The following is a 16,239-nucleotide window of genomic DNA, read 5'->3' as shown; positions in this document are numbered from 1 at the left end:
TCCATACTGAGGGGCTGATATATGCTGTAAATTAATGCTGCAGATGCAGTGGCAGATACTTGGTCTTTTCAGATATTAATAAACATATATGGAGCAATCAGTCTACAGAAAAGCTGGTGATGATAACCCTTATGTGCTTATATAGATACGAATTCAGGCTTTCTTTCCTTGAATATGGTATAATAGTTAAATCCTGTATTTTTAAGCATATCAGTGATTATTTCATAGGAATATGCAATATGGCAGGCTTTATGGGCATCAGAACCTGTTGTTATAATCTCGCCGCCAAGTGAGTGGTACATTTTTACTATATCAAGGCAGGGATTAGGATTTTTAAGTCCGTATTTAAGTCCTGCGGTATTGATTTCAATGCCTTTGCCATTGTCAATAAGAAGTCTTAGGATTGTATCGAAATAATCATAATAATCTCTCCAGTTATAATCATTATCCTGATCAGGAGCATATCTTACAATATAATCAAGATGTCCGTATACATCAAAGTTATCGCAAGTTTTAATGCAGTCGGTTATTGCTTCATAATATCTGCTTATTGCATCTTTTACGGACACATTATCCCAGAATTCAGGATAATAAGGGTCGTTGCCATATACAAGATGTGATGAACCAATTATAAAATCAAGTCTGCCAGTAGGGTCGTAGTTGTTGATTTTATCTTTAGCAGAAGAAAGAAGTCCCTGTTCGACACCAATTCCAATAAAAATATCATTTTTATAATGCTCTTTTAATTCAAGCAGTTCGTCTGTATATTTGTCATAATCAAGGGCAAATACAACATTTCCGTCCTCTAAAGGGTAATCGTAGTCGTTGTGTTCTGTAAAACATATGCTTTTTAACTGCATATTGATGGCATTTTTGATTATATTCTCAGGAGTTTCGGTTGAATCAGACGAAAAATGCGAGTGAAGATGCCAGTCTGAAAGTTCAGGATAAGTTCTCATATATGTCTTCTCCATTTCATAAGTAAAATTAGATTGTTATTATGTGGGCTGCTAAACAATCACGATGTATAAGTGAGCAGTAAAGATTATTCTGATACTCACATCATATTTATAATTATTATATTGTTGATTATAGCATTATTAGTTTGAAAATGGTACTAAAGCCCTTGAAAATATTTGAATTGATTGTTATTATGTAAACGTATTTTTACATTCTTTACACAAAATGCACAATTTCTTTACTTTTATTAAGTATAGATAAATCTTTATTAACAGATAATTAGTATGTGCAGGACAGGAGAAAAAAGTGAATATTGAGTTAGTTGGCAATTTGTTTATGTTTGCAGGCGGCATCGGTATGTTCTTATATGGAATGAACATAATGGCAGATGGTATGCAAAAGTCAGCGGGAAGCAAGATGAAACAGCTCATAGGCTATCTTACAAGGAACAGATTATTAGCTGTTCTTGTTGGAGCATTTATAACAGCCATAATTCAGAGTAGTGGCGCGACAACAGTTATGGTTGTTGGATTTGTTAATGCTGGTCTTATGACACTTGTACAGGCTGTAGGAGTTATAATGGGTGCTAACATTGGTACAACCATAACAGCATGGATTGTATCTTTAGGACAGCTCGGAGATGCTGTCAAAGTGTTAAAGCCATCATTTTATGCACCTCTGCTTGTAGGAATCGGTGCAATTCTTGTATTGTTTAGTAAGAAGCCTAAAAAGAAAATGGCAGGAGAGATAGTTGTAGGTATCGGACTTTTATTCTTAGGACTTGATTTTATGTCAGAGTCGATATCTCCATATACAGATGCACCTATTTTTTCAAAAGCGTTTGAAGTAGTAGGAAGTAATCCATTATTGGGCATTGCAATTGGTATTGTAGTAACAGCAATTCTACAAAGCTCTTCTGCATCAGTAGGTATATTACAGACACTCGCAATTAATGGAGTGGTTACTACCAATGCGGCAGTATTTATTACGTTGGGGCAGAATATAGGTTCGTGTGTAACTGCAATTATATCAAGTGCTGGTACAACAAGGAATGCAAAGAGAGCAGCTTGTATGCATCTTTTATTTAATGTTGCGGGAGCAGTTATATTTGGAACAGGTGCTTTTATATTATTTATGTTTAAACCTGCGTTAGCTGTGCATAATATAACAAGTGTGGAAATATCTATATTCCATACGTTCTTTAACATAATATGTACAACTATAATGATGCCATTTGGAAGTCTGCTTGTTAAACTTTCAGGCATAATTATAAGAGAGAAGACTGAAGATGAAGAAAATGCTTCATTAGAGGCAAGCGACAGTTATGCGGCAGAGTTATCAAGACATTTTGACAGCAGAATATTAGAACAGCCATCAGTAGCGGTTGACAGGGCACTCAGCGAAGTTATCATAATGGGCAATCTGTCACTGGATAATATAAAATATTCGGTAAGTGCTGTTATGAACAATGATCAGGATATGATAGATAAAGTTATAGAGACGGAACACAAGGTTGACCTCTATGAAAAGTATCTTACAGAATATCTCATAAAGGTTAATAATCTTTCCATAACGGAAGAACAACATTTACTTATTAATGATTTATTCCATGCGATTATTGATATTGAGAGAGTGTCAGACCATGCAGAGAATATGTCTGATCTTGCCAAATACAAGATAGATAATGAAATAATATTCTCCCAGCATGGAATGGAAGAACTCAAGAAGTTATCTGAAAAGGTTATTGTCTGTTTCTCAGAGGCAATTAAAGCCAGGGAAAAGTTCAGCAGGGTTGCAGCAGATAATGTATGCCGTATAGAAGACGAGGTTGATGATTTAGAAGAAGAATTAAGAAATAAACATATCGAGAGATTATCTTCTGGATTATGTAAGCCATCTAATGGTGTTGTATTCCTTGATATTTTGTCTAATCTTGAGAGAATGTCAGATCACGCTAATAATCTTGCGGACTGTGTGTTAGCAGAGATAAAAGAGAAAAAATAAGCTGATTAGTGAGTTTCAGAACAGACTAGATATAATAAGATTAATGGAATATGGTAAAAAGTTTAATTTGAATGGCGAAATATACAATAATTTGTAAAAAATAGGAATTAACACTTGATATTTTAAATTGTTTTATGTAGAATACAATGTAGTTGATTTTTTATTAACAATCTTTATATTAGGAGGATTTATTTTTATGTCAGTAAAAGTTGCGATTAATGGTTTTGGACGTATCGGTAGACTTGCATTCAGACAGATGTTCGGTGCAGAAGGATACGAAGTAGTTGCTATCAACGATTTAACAAGCCCTAAGATGTTAGCTCATCTTTTAAAGTATGATTCATCACAGGGAAGATATGTTGATTTCGGTGAGGAAGATCAGGTAACAGCTGATGATGAAGCTGGTACAATTACAGTAAAGGGTAAGACAATTAAGATCTACAAAGAGCCAGATGCTAACAACTGCCCATGGGGAGATCTTGATGTTGACGTAGTTCTTGAGTGCTCAGGTTTCTATACATCAAAGGCTAAGGCTCAGGCTCATATCAATGCAGGTGCTAAGAAGGTTGTTATCTCAGCTCCAGCTGGTAACGATTTAAAGACAATCGTTTACAATGTTAACCACGAAACACTTACAGCAGATGATCAGATTATCTCAGCTGCATCTTGTACAACTAACTGCTTAGCTCCTATGGCTAAGGCTCTTAATGACTGTGCAACAATCGAATCAGGTATTATGTGCACAATTCACGCTTACACAGGTGACCAGATGATACTTGATGGACCTCAGAGAAAGGGTGATTTAAGAAGATCAAGAGCTGGTGCTTGCAACATCGTTCCTAACTCAACAGGTGCTGCTAAGGCTATCGGTCTTGTTATCCCAGAACTTAATGGAAAGCTTATTGGAGCTGCTCAGAGAGTTCCTACACCTACAGGTTCTACAACAATCCTTAACGCTGTTGTAGCTAAGAAGGTTACTGTTGATGAAGTTAATGCTGCTATGAAGGCTGCTGCTACAGAAAGCTTTGGTTACAATGAAGAACTTATCGTATCCAGCGATATCGTTGGAATGAGATTTGGTTCATTATTCGATGCTACACAGACAATGGTTAACGAACTTCCAAACGGTGGATGCCAGGTTCAGGTAGTTTCTTGGTATGATAACGAGAACTCATACACAAGCCAGATGGTTAGAACAATTAAGTACTTCGCTGAATTAAGCAAGTAATTATAATATACATTGACCATTAAGGGTTAATTTATTTAACTTGTAATAATACCGGAGATGAGAATTCATTCTCCGGTATTTTGATAAGTATGTTAAGACTGTCCTGCTGTATGGCGGGACAGAACAGGCATACCTGGGTTGTTTACAGGTCACTGTCAATAAGCTAGTAATGATAATTTGGAGGATATAGATATGCTTAATAAGAAGTCAGTTGATGATATCAACGTTAATGGCAAAAGAGTTTTATGCAGATGTGATTTTAATGTACCATTAGATGGTGATAAGATTACAGATGAAACACGTCTTGTTGCTGCACTTCCAACAATAAAGAAGTTAATAGCTGATGGAGGAAAGGTTATTCTTTGCTCACATCTTGGTAAGCCAAAGGGAGCTGATAAGGCATTTTCATTAGCACCAGTTGCTAAAAGACTTTCAGAGCTTCTTGGACAGGAAGTTAAGTTCGCTGCTGATGATACAGTAGTTGGTGACAATGCAAGAGCTGCTGTTGAAGCTATGAATAATGGAGATGTTATTCTTCTTGAGAACACACGTTTCAGAGCAGAAGAGACAAAGAATGGTGATGAATTCTCTAAGGATTTAGCTTCAATCGCTGATGTATTTGTTAATGATGCTTTCGGTACAGCACACAGAGCACACTGCTCTAACGTAGGTGTAACAAAGTATGTTGATACAGCAGTAGTTGGTTACCTTATGCAGAAAGAAATAGATTTCCTTGGAAATGCTGTTAATAATCCAGTAAGGCCTTTCGTAGCTATTCTTGGTGGTTCAAAGGTGTCTTCAAAGATTTCTGTTATTAACAACCTTCTTGATAAGGTTGATACACTTATTATCGGTGGCGGTATGTCATACACATTCCAGAAGGCTCATGGTGGTCACGTTGGACAGTCATTAGTTGAAGAAGATTATCTTGACTATGCTAAGGAAATGATGGCTAAGGCTGAAGCTAAGGGTGTTAAGATGCTTATTCCTGTTGATACAGTAGTAACAAAGGAATTCAAGAACGATACTCCTTTCCATGTAGTTGAAGCTGGATGCCAGGAAGATGATGATATGGGTATGGATATCGGACCTAAGACTTGTGAGCTTTACAAGGATGCTCTTAAAGATGCCAAGACAGTAGTATGGAATGGACCTATGGGTGTATTTGAATTCCCTAACTTTGCAAAGGGAACTATTGCTGTTGCAGAAGAATTAGCTCAGCTTACAGATGCTACTACAATTATCGGTGGTGGTGATTCAGCAGCCGCAGTTAATAACCTTGGTTTCGGTGATAAGATGACACATATTTCAACAGGTGGCGGTGCTTCACTTGAATTCCTTGAAGGTAAGGAACTCCCAGGTGTAGTAGCAGCTAATGACAAATAGAGTGTTTACTGACATAAACATATAGCTTTGATTGGTTAATTGACAGTTAATTCAGTCGGGCAATACACAAAAGGAGCTGTATATTGATATATACGGCTCCTTTTGTTTGAAAATAATCATAAAACTAAGCTTGTCTTAATACAATATGTTGTATATATAAAATACTTAGGTACATACATTGTATTTATTTTAAATATTTGCATTATTAGTGGCTTTTTATAAATTTGTATGATATAATTTTTTTATTAAAATAACTGAGCTGGTAATAATGATAAATAAGCTGATCAGTTATATTGTATGGAGGCGTGATTGTAGTATGAGGAAGAAGATAGTTGCGGGAAACTGGAAAATGAATATGACACCAAAGGAAGCAGTATCGCTTGTATGTGAGCTTCGTGATAAGTTCTCTAATCGTGATGTTGATGTAGTGTTTTGTGTTCCATCAATAGACATTATACCAGTTGTAGACGCAGTCAAAGGAACAGATATTAAGGTTGGTGCCGAGAATATGCACTATGAAGAAAAAGGTGCATATACGGGTGAGATTTCACCAGGAATGTTAAAAGAGGCTGGTGTTGATTATGTTATAGTTGGACATTCAGAAAGAAGACAATATTTTGGTGAAGATGATGAGTGCATCAACCGCAAAGTAAGAAAAGCAATTGAATATGGATTGACACCTATTATATGCTGTGGTGAGACTATCCAGCAGAGAGAAGAAGGCATAACATTGGATTTCATTAATAAGCAGATTGACGCAGCATTTTTACAGGTGTCAGCTAAAGATGCTATGAAGTGTGTTATTGCATATGAACCTATATGGGCTATTGGAACAGGCAGGGTTGCTACATCAGCTCAGGCTCAGGAAGTATGTGAGGCTATAAGATTAGATATAAGGAAGTTATATGGAGAAGAAGTAGCTTCTTCAATAAGAATTCTTTATGGAGGTTCTGTTAATGCTGGTAATGCTGCAGAATTATTCAGGCAGCCTGATATAGATGGCGGTCTTGTAGGCGGTGCAAGTCTTAAGCCGGATTTTTGTGAAATTGTTAATTACAATATATAATAAGATACATAGTAAGCCATATACGGAAGTAATTCCAGGTATGGCTTATTGCTTTTTAATATAATTATAATTATTCTAAATTGCAAATTAGTAATAAGTATGCTATCATACAACAGGAATAATTAGAGAGAATATTAAAGATATTGCTATCTTAGAAAAGAGGAAAATAATATGAGTAAGAAACCAGTTGTATTAATGGTACTTGATGGTTATGGTTTAAGTGATAGAACAGAGGGTAATGCAATAGCTATGGCTAATACTCCTGTTATGGATAAGTTAATGAAAGAATATCCATTTGTTAAGGGTAACGCATCTGGACTTTATGTAGGTCTTCCAGATGGTCAGATGGGTAATTCAGAAGTTGGACATATGAATATTGGTGCTGGCAGGATTATATATCAGGATCTTACAAGAATAACAAAGGCTATAGAAGACGGAGAGTTCTATAAGAATGAAGAACTTCTTGCTGCTATGGAGAATTGCAAGAAGAATAATTCCGATTTACATCTTTTCGGACTTTTATCAGATGGTGGTGTTCATAGCCACATTTCACATATATATGGTTTACTTGAGATGGCTAAGAAGAATGGAGTTTCTAATGTATATGTACACGCTTTCCTTGATGGACGTGATACACCTCCAGCTTCAGCTAAAGATTTTGTAGCCAGGCTTGAAGACAAGATGGCAGAGATTGGTGTTGGTAAAGTAGCTTCTTTAGCGGGAAGATACTATGCTATGGATAGAGATAATAACTGGGACAGAGTAAAGGAAGCATATCTTTCACTTACAACAGGTGAAGGAAAGTCAGCAGATAATGCAGTTAAGGCACTTGAAGAGTCTTATGCGGCAGATGTTACAGATGAATTCGTTGTTCCTACAGTAATAACAGAGAATGGCAAGCCACTTTCAGTTGTTAAGCCTGACGATTCAGTAATATTCTTTAACTTCCGTCCAGATAGAGCAAGAGAGATGACAAGAGCTTTCTGTGATGATAAGTTTACAGGTTTTGAAAGAGAATATATTCCAACTACATTTGTATGCTTCAAGGATTATGATGAATCAATCCCTAACAAGTTAGTTGCATTCAAGAAAGAAGAAATCAAGAATACATTTGGCGAATTCCTTGCTAATAATGGCAAGAAGCAGCTTCGTCTTGCTGAGACAGAGAAGTATGCACATGTAACATTTTTCTTTAATGGTGGTGTTGAAGATCCTAATGTAGATGAGTTCAGACTTCTTGTTAACTCACCTAAGGATGTCCCAACATATGACCTTAAGCCAGAGATGAGTGCTCCAGAGGTTGGTATGGATTTAGTTGAGGCAATTAAGTCAGATAAGTATGATGTTATCGTAATCAACTTCGCGAACCCTGATATGGTTGGTCACACAGGTGTTATTCCGGCAGCAGTTAAGGCTGTAGAAAAGGTAGATGAGCTTGTTGGCAAGGCTGTACAGGCTGTTAAGGATGTTGACGGAGTATTATTCATATGTGCTGACCATGGTAACGCAGAGAAGATGATAGATTATGAAACAGGTGCACCACATACAGCACATACAACTAATCCAGTTCCATTTATTCTTGTCAATTATGATGAAGCATATACACTTAGAGAAGGTGGAAGACTTTGTGATATAGCTCCAACTCTTATTGAGATTATGGGAATGGAGAAGCCGGCAGAGATGACAGGAGAATCACTTCTTATTAAGAAATAATTCATAGATAGGATTATATAGTGCACAGATGGACAATTAGTTATAGATATTAGTTGCACATTTAATATTTATTTGTTATAATCAATTCATTGTGATTATTGCAATAGGAGGTTTGATATATGTTTGGTATGTCATGGGCTGATACATTAAGAATAGTCTTAATGGGTATATTTATATTAGTATGTATATTTTTAACAATAGTAGTTCTTATGCAGGAAAGTAAACAGAATGGTTTATCAGGTGCTATTAGTGGTGCTGCTGATACTTACTGGGGTAAGAATAAAGGTCGTTCAATGGAAGGTAAGCTTGTAACTATTACTAAAGTTCTTGCTGTATTATTCGTTGTAATAGCTATTATTTTAAATATTAATTTCTAATTGATAACATTAACGCTCTTAAGATATAGTATCTTAAGGGCGTTTTTGTGTAATAAATATTAAATATATATTATATTGCAGATTGATGTTGAATTATAGTAATGGAATGGAGGAAACTATGAAAAGTAGTGTTTTCAAGGAAAGAAGGAAAAACCTTGCTGATTTGATACTCAATAATGAATTATATGTTCCTATGAAGACAAAGGAGATAGCAATTCTTCTTGGTATTCCTAAAGAATTAAGACACGAACTTCAGGAGGTTCTTGATTCTTTAGTTGCAGACGGAACTATAGGTGTAAGCAAGAAGGGGAAATATATGAAGCCTGATAATGTTGCACTTGTAGGAACATTTGAGAGTACAAGCAGGGGATTTGGTTTTGTTGTTGTAGATGGGCAGGATGATGATATATTTGTCAAAGCAAGTGATACTAAGGATGCTTTTTATCACGACAAAGTTAAAGTTGTAATTACAGCACAGAAGAATGGTGATAGAAGACGTGAAGGTAAGATAATAGAGATATTAGACCACGAAGTTAAGACTTTGGTTGGAACATATCAGAAGAATAAGAATTTTGGATTTGTTGTGCCTGATAACCAGAAGATTGGCTGTGATATATTCGTATCTAAGGAACACGAAATAGGAGCGGTTACAGGCAGTAAAGTAGTAGTTAAGATAAGCAGCTACGGCAGTGCAAGAAAGAATCCTGAGGGTAAGATAATTGAAGTAATCGGACATATGGATGATCCGGGAACAGACATTTTATCAATAGTAAAAGCCTATGACCTGCCAGAAGAATTTCCAGATAGTGTTAAGAAGGAATTAAAGGGCATACCAGATGAGGTTGATGGCAATGATATAGCAGGCAGGACGGATCTGCGAGATGTTGTTATGGTGACAATAGACGGTGAGGACTCTAAGGATTTAGATGATGCAGTATCATTAACTAAAGAAAATGATATATATCATCTTGGCGTGCATATTGCTGATGTAAGTCATTATGTTAAAGAGGGCAGTCCACTTGATAAGGAAGCTCTTAAGAGAGGAACAAGCGTGTATCTGGTTGACAGGGTTATTCCTATGATACCGCACCAGCTTTCCAATGGAATATGTTCGCTGAATGAAGGCTGTGACAGACTGGCATTAAGCTGTCTTATGGATATAGATATGAAAGGTAACATAATAGGCCATAAGATATGCGAGTCAGTTATCAATGTAAATAGAAGAATGACTTATACATCTGTTAAAAAGATACTTGAAGATAATGATAAAGAAGAATGTGCAAAGTACAGAGAGCTTGTAGATATGTTTAAGCTTATGCAGGAATGTGCAGATATATTAAGAAAGAAAAGATTTAAGAGGGGTTCAATAGATTTTGACTTTCCTGAATCTAAGATTATTCTTGATAAAGATGGACGGCCTGTAGATATTAAGCCATATGACAGAAATGTAGCAACTAAGCTTATAGAAGATTTTATGCTTGCTGCTAATGAGACAGTAGCAGAAGATTATTTCTGGCAGGAAGTACCATTTATTTATAGAACACACGAAAATCCTGACCCGGAAAAGATATTAAAATTATCTACATTTATTAATAATTTTGGATATTCAATGCATATAACTGATGAAATTCATCCTAAAGAATTACAGAAGCTTCTTGAAAAAATAGCGGGAAGTGACGAGGAAAATCTTATAAGCAGACTTACATTAAGGTCTATGAAGAAGGCTAAGTATACAGCGGAATGTATTGGACATTTCGGACTTGCGGCAAAATATTACTGCCATTTTACTTCGCCAATAAGAAGATATCCGGATTTGCAAATTCATAGAATAATTAAAGAATGTCTTCATGGAGGAATGAGTGAGAAGCGAAAGCTTCATTATGATAAAATCCTTCCAGATGTTGCAGAACAGGCGAGTGCAACTGAACGCCGTGCAGATGAGGCAGAAAGAGATACTGATAAGCTGAAAATGGTTCAGTATATGAGTGCACATATCGGAGAGTATTTTGATGGTGTAATATCAGGAGTAACGAATTGGGGCATATATGTTGAACTTCCTAATACAATAGAAGGAATGGTTTCTGTCAATAATATGCGTGGTTACTATGTATTTGATGAAAATCATTACGAGATGTTTAATGAAACAACTCATCAGACATATAAGCTTGGACAGAAAGTCAGGGTTGTTGTTGTTGATACTAATGAAATATCAAGAACGATAGATTTTATGTTTGCACAGGATTATGAAGAATAGTAAGCAATTAAGTAATTAGATAATGGAGGATATGTATGGGCAAAGACAGCGCAAGCGGCAACAGATTAATTGCCAACAACAAGAAAGCGTATTTTGATTACTTTATAGAAGATAAGCTTGAAGCAGGGCTTGAACTTTGCGGAACTGAGGTTAAGTCAATAAGACAGGGAAAATGTTCTATCAAAGAGTCATATATACAGATAATTAATGGGGAAGTATTTGCCATTAATATGAATATCACACCTTATGAAAAAGGTAATATTTTCAATAAAGACCCATTAAGACCTAAGAAGCTGCTTCTTCATAAAAGTGAGATTAATAAGCTTGCAGGACAGCTTTCTACCAAGGGCTATACACTTGTGCCATTGCAGGTTTATCTGAAATATGGCAAGGTTAAAATGCAGATAGGTCTTGCAAAAGGTAAGAAGAATTACGATAAGAGAGATTCAATAGCGAAGAAAGACCAGCAGCGGGAGGCAGCTAAAGACTTTAAGATTAGAAATCTGGGGTAGGTTTTGAATGGTTAGATTGCAATGATGAGGGTGTTCGGCTGGTAAAGGCAAAACTTTTAAGGTGAGCACTTTTGTGCTCATCTTATCATAATTTATAAAAAAATTAATTTTTTATTTATAAGAATATATTGACTTTAAGTGGTATATAATGTTATATATTATATGGTCGTTAAAGACTATAATTTAATATATGGGCTTGTAAAGGTTTCGACAGGGGTTTTGAAACTGGTGAAGCTATCCGTATGCAATGCGTTAAATGGCGAACTTAAATATAAACGCTGAAGATAATTTAGCATACGCTGCCTAAGTTGCAGCAGTCTGACCTAGAGCACTCACACTTTAGGATCCAGGCTTCGAATATGTGAGAAACGACATAGCTTAAGCTTTGCGGTTATGGACGTATTATGAAGCTACTAAGTGCATAAGGGTGTTAGTTCCCGTATGCATAAGGGAATGTCAAATAACTGACTATGATAGTAGAAGAACAGCGGATGGGCTTTTGGACAGGGGTTCGACTCCCCTCAGGTCCACTTAGCAACTTTTCGATTTTTATATTAACAAAAGAATATATCATTATAAAAATTTCTTATAAAAACCAGAGCAATTTTTATTTGACTTTTTAAAAAATAAGAAATATAATATCTAACAAACGAGTAGCAGACTAGCGTAAATCCAGTTTTGCTGCTCTTTTTTTTGTGCGTAATTATACGCATTTTAATAATTATATAATTGTCATTAAAAAGTGTGTAGCTTATCAGCGTAAGTCCAGCTTACGGGATAAATACACACTTTTTTTATGCAGAAAAAGGAGGATTTTGATGGCAGAAAGTAACAGAATGAGAGAAATGCCAGTAAATAGGCTTATGGTACAGATGGGTATACCAATGATTTTATCAATGGCATTACAGGCGGTTTACAATATTGTAGACAGTGCATTCGTTGGAAATATGAAAGTTGGAAGTGAAGCGGCACTTAATGCACTGACATTGGTATTTCCTGTTCAGATGCTTATGGTAGCAATAGGAATTGGAACAGGTGTAGGAACAAATGCACTTCTTGCAAGAACGCTTGGACAAGGTAATAATAAGAAAGCTGCCAAGATTGCAGGAAACAGGACGTTCACTTTATTCCACAATAGGACAGGTAGTTGGGGCAGTTGTAAATATTGTTCTGGACCCAATTATGATATATGGTATAGGACCTGTTCCACAGATGGGAGTAAAAGGTGCTGCATATGCAACAGTTATTGGTCAGGTTGTATCAGCAGGATTATTATTTATTTTCCATATAAAATTAAATAAGGAATTTGAGCATAGTGTTAAATATATGAAACCAGATGCCGGAATTATAAAAGAAATTTATGCAATCGGACTTCCAGCGATTATAGCACAGGCACTTATGTCTATTATGGTTTATGTTATGAATTTGATTTTGAAGTTCAATCCTTCTGCACAGACGGCATATGGACTGTTTTATAAAGTTCAGCAGTTTGTATTGTTCTTAGCTTTTGGTTTAAGAGATGCAATTACACCAATAATAGCATTTGCTTATGGAATGGGAAGTAGAAAGAGAATAGAAGACGGAATAAAATATGGTCTTATATATACAATTGTACTTATGATTGCAGGGGCAGCGATTACAGAGATTTTTCCAGGTGCATTTGCAGCTTTATTTAATGCAGGGCAGTCAAGAGAATATTTCATAGGAGCAATGAGAATTATTTCAATAAGTTTTATATTTGCAGGAATAAATGTTGCGTATCAGGGAATTTATCAGGCATTAAATGGTGGAATAGAGTCACTGGTTATATCGCTTCTTAGACAGCTTATTATAATATTGCCATTGGCGGGAATATTTTCTGCTTTTGTAAGAAATGGACAGGCTGGTGTATCGCTTATCTGGTGGGCATTTCCAATAACAGAGATTATCGCTTGTCTGGCTGGATATGTATTTTTAAAGAAAATCAGAAAAAATAAAGTAGAGAAGTTAAGTGAATAAATTCATAAAATGGATTAGTCTGTGACAAATCTGAAATAAGAAAAATTTTAATTGAATGAGGAGGCTTACATATGGCAAATAAAATTATTACAATCAGCAGGGAGTTTGGAAGCGGTGGACGATTTATCGGAGAAGAAGTCGCTAAGAAGCTGGGAATGAAATATTATGATAAAGATATAATCAGCCAGATAGCAGAAAAGTTGGGATTTTCAAAAGAGTATATCAGTCAGAATGCAGAACTATCACCTAAAAAAGGGTTGTTTGCATATGCACTTACAGGACGTGATACAACAGGAAAATCAGTAGAAGATATGGTGTATGAGGCTCAGAGAAAAGTAATTCTTGAAATAGCAGAAAATGATAGCTGTGTAATTATAGGAAGAAATGCTGATTATATATTAAAAGACAGGACGGATGTTATTAATATTTTTATACACGCAGATATGCCTGAAAAAGTAAAGAGAATATGCAGATTATATAATGTCACAGAAACTGAGGCTGTAGCGATGACAGCAGATATTGATAAAAGACGTATGACTAACTATCGTTATTATACAGACCAGAAGTGGGGAATGGCACGAAATTACACATTGACATTAAATAGTTCACAGCTAGGGTATGATATGTGTGAGAAGATTATAATGGAATGTGCACAGCAGTAGATTTTTATATGTAGTGATAAGATTTAATAGTTGAATTGATTGCATTTGTGTGCTGATTATTTTATTATTAATGCAAAGCAATTTACAATTCCTGCGAGGAGTTTAAATACTTTGACTAAAGGCAATTATTATAGAATTGGAGGAATATATTATGTCCGCAGATAAGACTAATGTTATGAGAAGTCTTGACCAGAAGAAGATTAAATATAAAGTACACGAATATAAGGAGTCAGGTGCAGTAAGCGGTGTGGAAGTTGCGGCGGCACTTGGACAAGACCCTAAGAGAGCATTTAAGACACTTGTTACAATAGGCAAGAGCGGCAATCATTACGTGTTTATGGTTCCTGTAGCAGAAGAACTCGACCTTAAGAAAGCTGCCAAATGTGTAGGTGAGAAGAATATTGAGATGATAAAGTCAAAGGAACTGCTTCCGCTTACAGGTTATATTCACGGTGGCTGTTCACCGGTTGGTATGAAGAAGTTCTTTAGAACTGTTATAGATAAGAGTGTGCTTGATATTGAAGATACAATATTTTTCAGTGCTGGAAAGATAGGATTTCAGATAGAAACCGATTACAGCGAATTAAAGAAAGTGATAAAGATAGAAGAAGATGATATTACTGTTGAATAGGAGGTCTGCATATGGACAAGGAAGTCAAGAAGCATATGGTTGGCGGGTATGAGTTTAATACTAAAGAAGATGCCCAGTTGGCCAAAGATGAACTTAATGCTATTAAATATGTGTCGGCAAAGACTAATACGAAAGATCCTAAGCAGGTATATAATCTTTATAATAAAATAATAGAACGTAAATTATTCTCGACACAGATAGGAATGAATTACCTTAAGCAGTTACAGACATTTTTATACAAGAGCAGTGAGATACCTAATGACAAAATCCAGCCTATCCCGATAAATGCGGATACACAGGAAGCACTCGACAAACGAAAGGAACAGATAGAATTTAAGAGTGAACTAAGAAATCTGTCTATTCAGGTAGCAAAATACAGGAATAATTTCATAAGGGCTATGGTATTAAATATTATTCTTGTTATAGTAATTATTGCGATGTTTGTAATATTAAAGACAAGTTCTAACCCTAATATATTAAATTATGAGGTCACAATCCAGAACAGGTATGCCCAGTGGCAGCAGGAATTGCAGTCGGAAGAGGAGTCTTTAAAGGCAAGGGAGCAGGAACTTAACAATAAAAAGAGGTAATTAAAAAGCAGTAAACACATTTTCTTAACATTAAGGACACATTTTTAACATAATTATTATTTAATATACAATAAAGAGTGGCAAAATGTGCTTTAGCTTTTGCCTTATATAATATTATAGAAGTTATATAGACATATTTAAAGTAATTATTAACACGGATTGGAGTATACAATGGATAATATTAAAGTATTAATGGTTGATGATGAAAGCAGGATGCGTAAGCTTGTAAGTGATTTCCTTACAAGAAAAGGATATATAGTTATTGAAGCTGGTGACGGAGAGGAAGCACTTGACAGATTTTATGCGGATAAGGATATATCACTTGTTATTCTTGACGTTATGATGCCTAAGATGAATGGCTGGGATGTATGCAGGGAGATTAGAAAGAATTCTAAAGTGCCTATTATTATGCTTACAGCTAAGAGCGATGAATCAAGCGAATTAAATGGATTTGAATGTGGTGCAGATGAATATATAGCAAAGCCTTTCAGTCCTAAGATTCTTACAGCAAGAGTTGATGCACTTATTAGAAGAAGTTACAGCATTGATAGCAGTGAGGTGACAGATGTAGGTGGAATTATTATTGATAAAGCCGCACATATTGTTAAGATTGACGGACAGGAGATTGATTTAAGCTTTAAGGAATTTGAACTGCTTACATATTTTGTTGATAATAAAGGTCTTGCATTATCAAGGGAGAAGATACTTAATAACGTATGGAATTATGACTATTTTGGAGATGCTAGAACAATAGATACCCACGTTAAGAAGCTTAGAAAGAAGCTGGGAGATAAGGGTGATTATATTAAGACTATATGGGGAATGGGATACAAGTTTGAAATTTAACTTAGTATTAGC

13 protein-coding genes, 1 other RNA gene and 1 pseudogene are annotated in these 16,239 nt (G+C 35.5%); 14 read left to right on the top strand and 1 reads right to left on the bottom strand.

From position 1 onward, the window contains the following. Positions 1–137 precede the first annotated feature (137 nt). Positions 138–959, bottom strand: a complete 822-nt coding sequence (locus WMO14_RS02610) for a histidinol-phosphatase HisJ family protein (RefSeq protein WP_349153218.1) — start codon at positions 957–959, stop codon at positions 138–140. Between the two features lie 307 nt (positions 960–1,266). Between WMO14_RS02610 and WMO14_RS02605 the strand changes: the two genes are divergently transcribed. The 14 genes and pseudogenes from WMO14_RS02605 (at position 1,267) to WMO14_RS02540 (ending at position 16,227) form a co-directional block, all read left to right on the top strand. Then, on the top strand, positions 1,267–2,964 hold the full coding sequence (locus tag WMO14_RS02605) for a Na/Pi cotransporter family protein (protein ID WP_055174275.1): 1,698 nt from the start codon (positions 1,267–1,269) through the stop codon (positions 2,962–2,964). A gap of 196 nt (positions 2,965–3,160) precedes the next feature. Then, positions 3,161–4,192 carry a type I glyceraldehyde-3-phosphate dehydrogenase gene (gene gap / locus WMO14_RS02600; protein WP_055174276.1) on the top strand — a complete coding sequence of 344 codons (1,032 nt, stop codon included), beginning with the start codon at positions 3,161–3,163 and terminating at the stop codon, positions 4,190–4,192. Positions 4,193–4,384: 192 nt separating this feature from the next. After that, positions 4,385–5,578 carry a phosphoglycerate kinase gene (locus WMO14_RS02595; RefSeq protein ID WP_055307142.1) on the top strand — a complete coding sequence of 398 codons (1,194 nt, stop codon included), beginning with the start codon at positions 4,385–4,387 and terminating at the stop codon, positions 5,576–5,578. 316 nt (positions 5,579–5,894) lie between these two features. Further along, positions 5,895–6,644 carry a triose-phosphate isomerase gene (gene tpiA / locus WMO14_RS02590; RefSeq protein ID WP_349153217.1) on the top strand — a complete coding sequence of 250 codons (750 nt, stop codon included), beginning with the start codon at positions 5,895–5,897 and terminating at the stop codon, positions 6,642–6,644. A gap of 171 nt (positions 6,645–6,815) precedes the next feature. After that, positions 6,816–8,357: a 2,3-bisphosphoglycerate-independent phosphoglycerate mutase gene (gpmI, locus tag WMO14_RS02585; RefSeq protein ID WP_022502210.1), complete on the top strand. Its 1,542-nt coding sequence runs from the start codon at positions 6,816–6,818 to the stop codon at positions 8,355–8,357. 119 nt (positions 8,358–8,476) lie between these two features. Beyond that, on the top strand, positions 8,477–8,734 hold the full coding sequence (gene secG / locus WMO14_RS02580) for a preprotein translocase subunit SecG (RefSeq protein ID WP_022502209.1): 258 nt from the start codon (positions 8,477–8,479) through the stop codon (positions 8,732–8,734). Between the two features lie 118 nt (positions 8,735–8,852). Beyond that, positions 8,853–10,988, top strand: a complete 2,136-nt coding sequence (rnr, locus tag WMO14_RS02575; protein ID WP_349153216.1) for a ribonuclease R — start codon at positions 8,853–8,855, stop codon at positions 10,986–10,988. Between the two features lie 35 nt (positions 10,989–11,023). Continuing rightward, positions 11,024–11,500 (top strand): SsrA-binding protein SmpB, encoded by a 477-nt coding sequence (smpB, locus tag WMO14_RS02570; protein ID WP_022502207.1) that lies wholly within the window; start codon positions 11,024–11,026, stop codon positions 11,498–11,500. A gap of 192 nt (positions 11,501–11,692) precedes the next feature. Continuing rightward, positions 11,693–12,033: a transfer-messenger RNA gene (ssrA, locus tag WMO14_RS02565) on the top strand. 285 nt (positions 12,034–12,318) lie between these two features. After that, positions 12,319–13,498 (top strand): annotated as a pseudogene (locus WMO14_RS02560) (MATE family efflux transporter). 71 nt (positions 13,499–13,569) lie between these two features. Continuing rightward, positions 13,570–14,160 carry a cytidylate kinase-like family protein gene (locus WMO14_RS02555; RefSeq protein WP_022502205.1) on the top strand — a complete coding sequence of 197 codons (591 nt, stop codon included), beginning with the start codon at positions 13,570–13,572 and terminating at the stop codon, positions 14,158–14,160. Between the two features lie 151 nt (positions 14,161–14,311). Further along, complete coding sequence (gene ybaK, locus WMO14_RS02550; protein ID WP_022502204.1) at positions 14,312–14,791, top strand: Cys-tRNA(Pro) deacylase; 480 nt, start codon at positions 14,312–14,314, stop codon at positions 14,789–14,791. Positions 14,792–14,802: 11 nt separating this feature from the next. Then, positions 14,803–15,381 carry a hypothetical protein gene (locus WMO14_RS02545; RefSeq protein WP_022502203.1) on the top strand — a complete coding sequence of 193 codons (579 nt, stop codon included), beginning with the start codon at positions 14,803–14,805 and terminating at the stop codon, positions 15,379–15,381. A gap of 171 nt (positions 15,382–15,552) precedes the next feature. After that, entirely contained in the window at positions 15,553–16,227 is a 675-nt protein-coding gene (locus WMO14_RS02540; protein ID WP_022502202.1) for a response regulator transcription factor, read from the top strand. Positions 16,228–16,239 lie beyond the last annotated feature (12 nt).

Origin of the sequence: Lachnospira rogosae (ex Hitch et al. 2025) (genome assembly GCF_040096455.1) — a bacterium.
GTDB lineage: Bacteria > Bacillota > Clostridia > Lachnospirales > Lachnospiraceae > Lachnospira > Lachnospira rogosae.
Note: the sequence above shows the minus strand (reverse complement) of the source record. Positions and strands in the feature narration are given on the sequence as shown.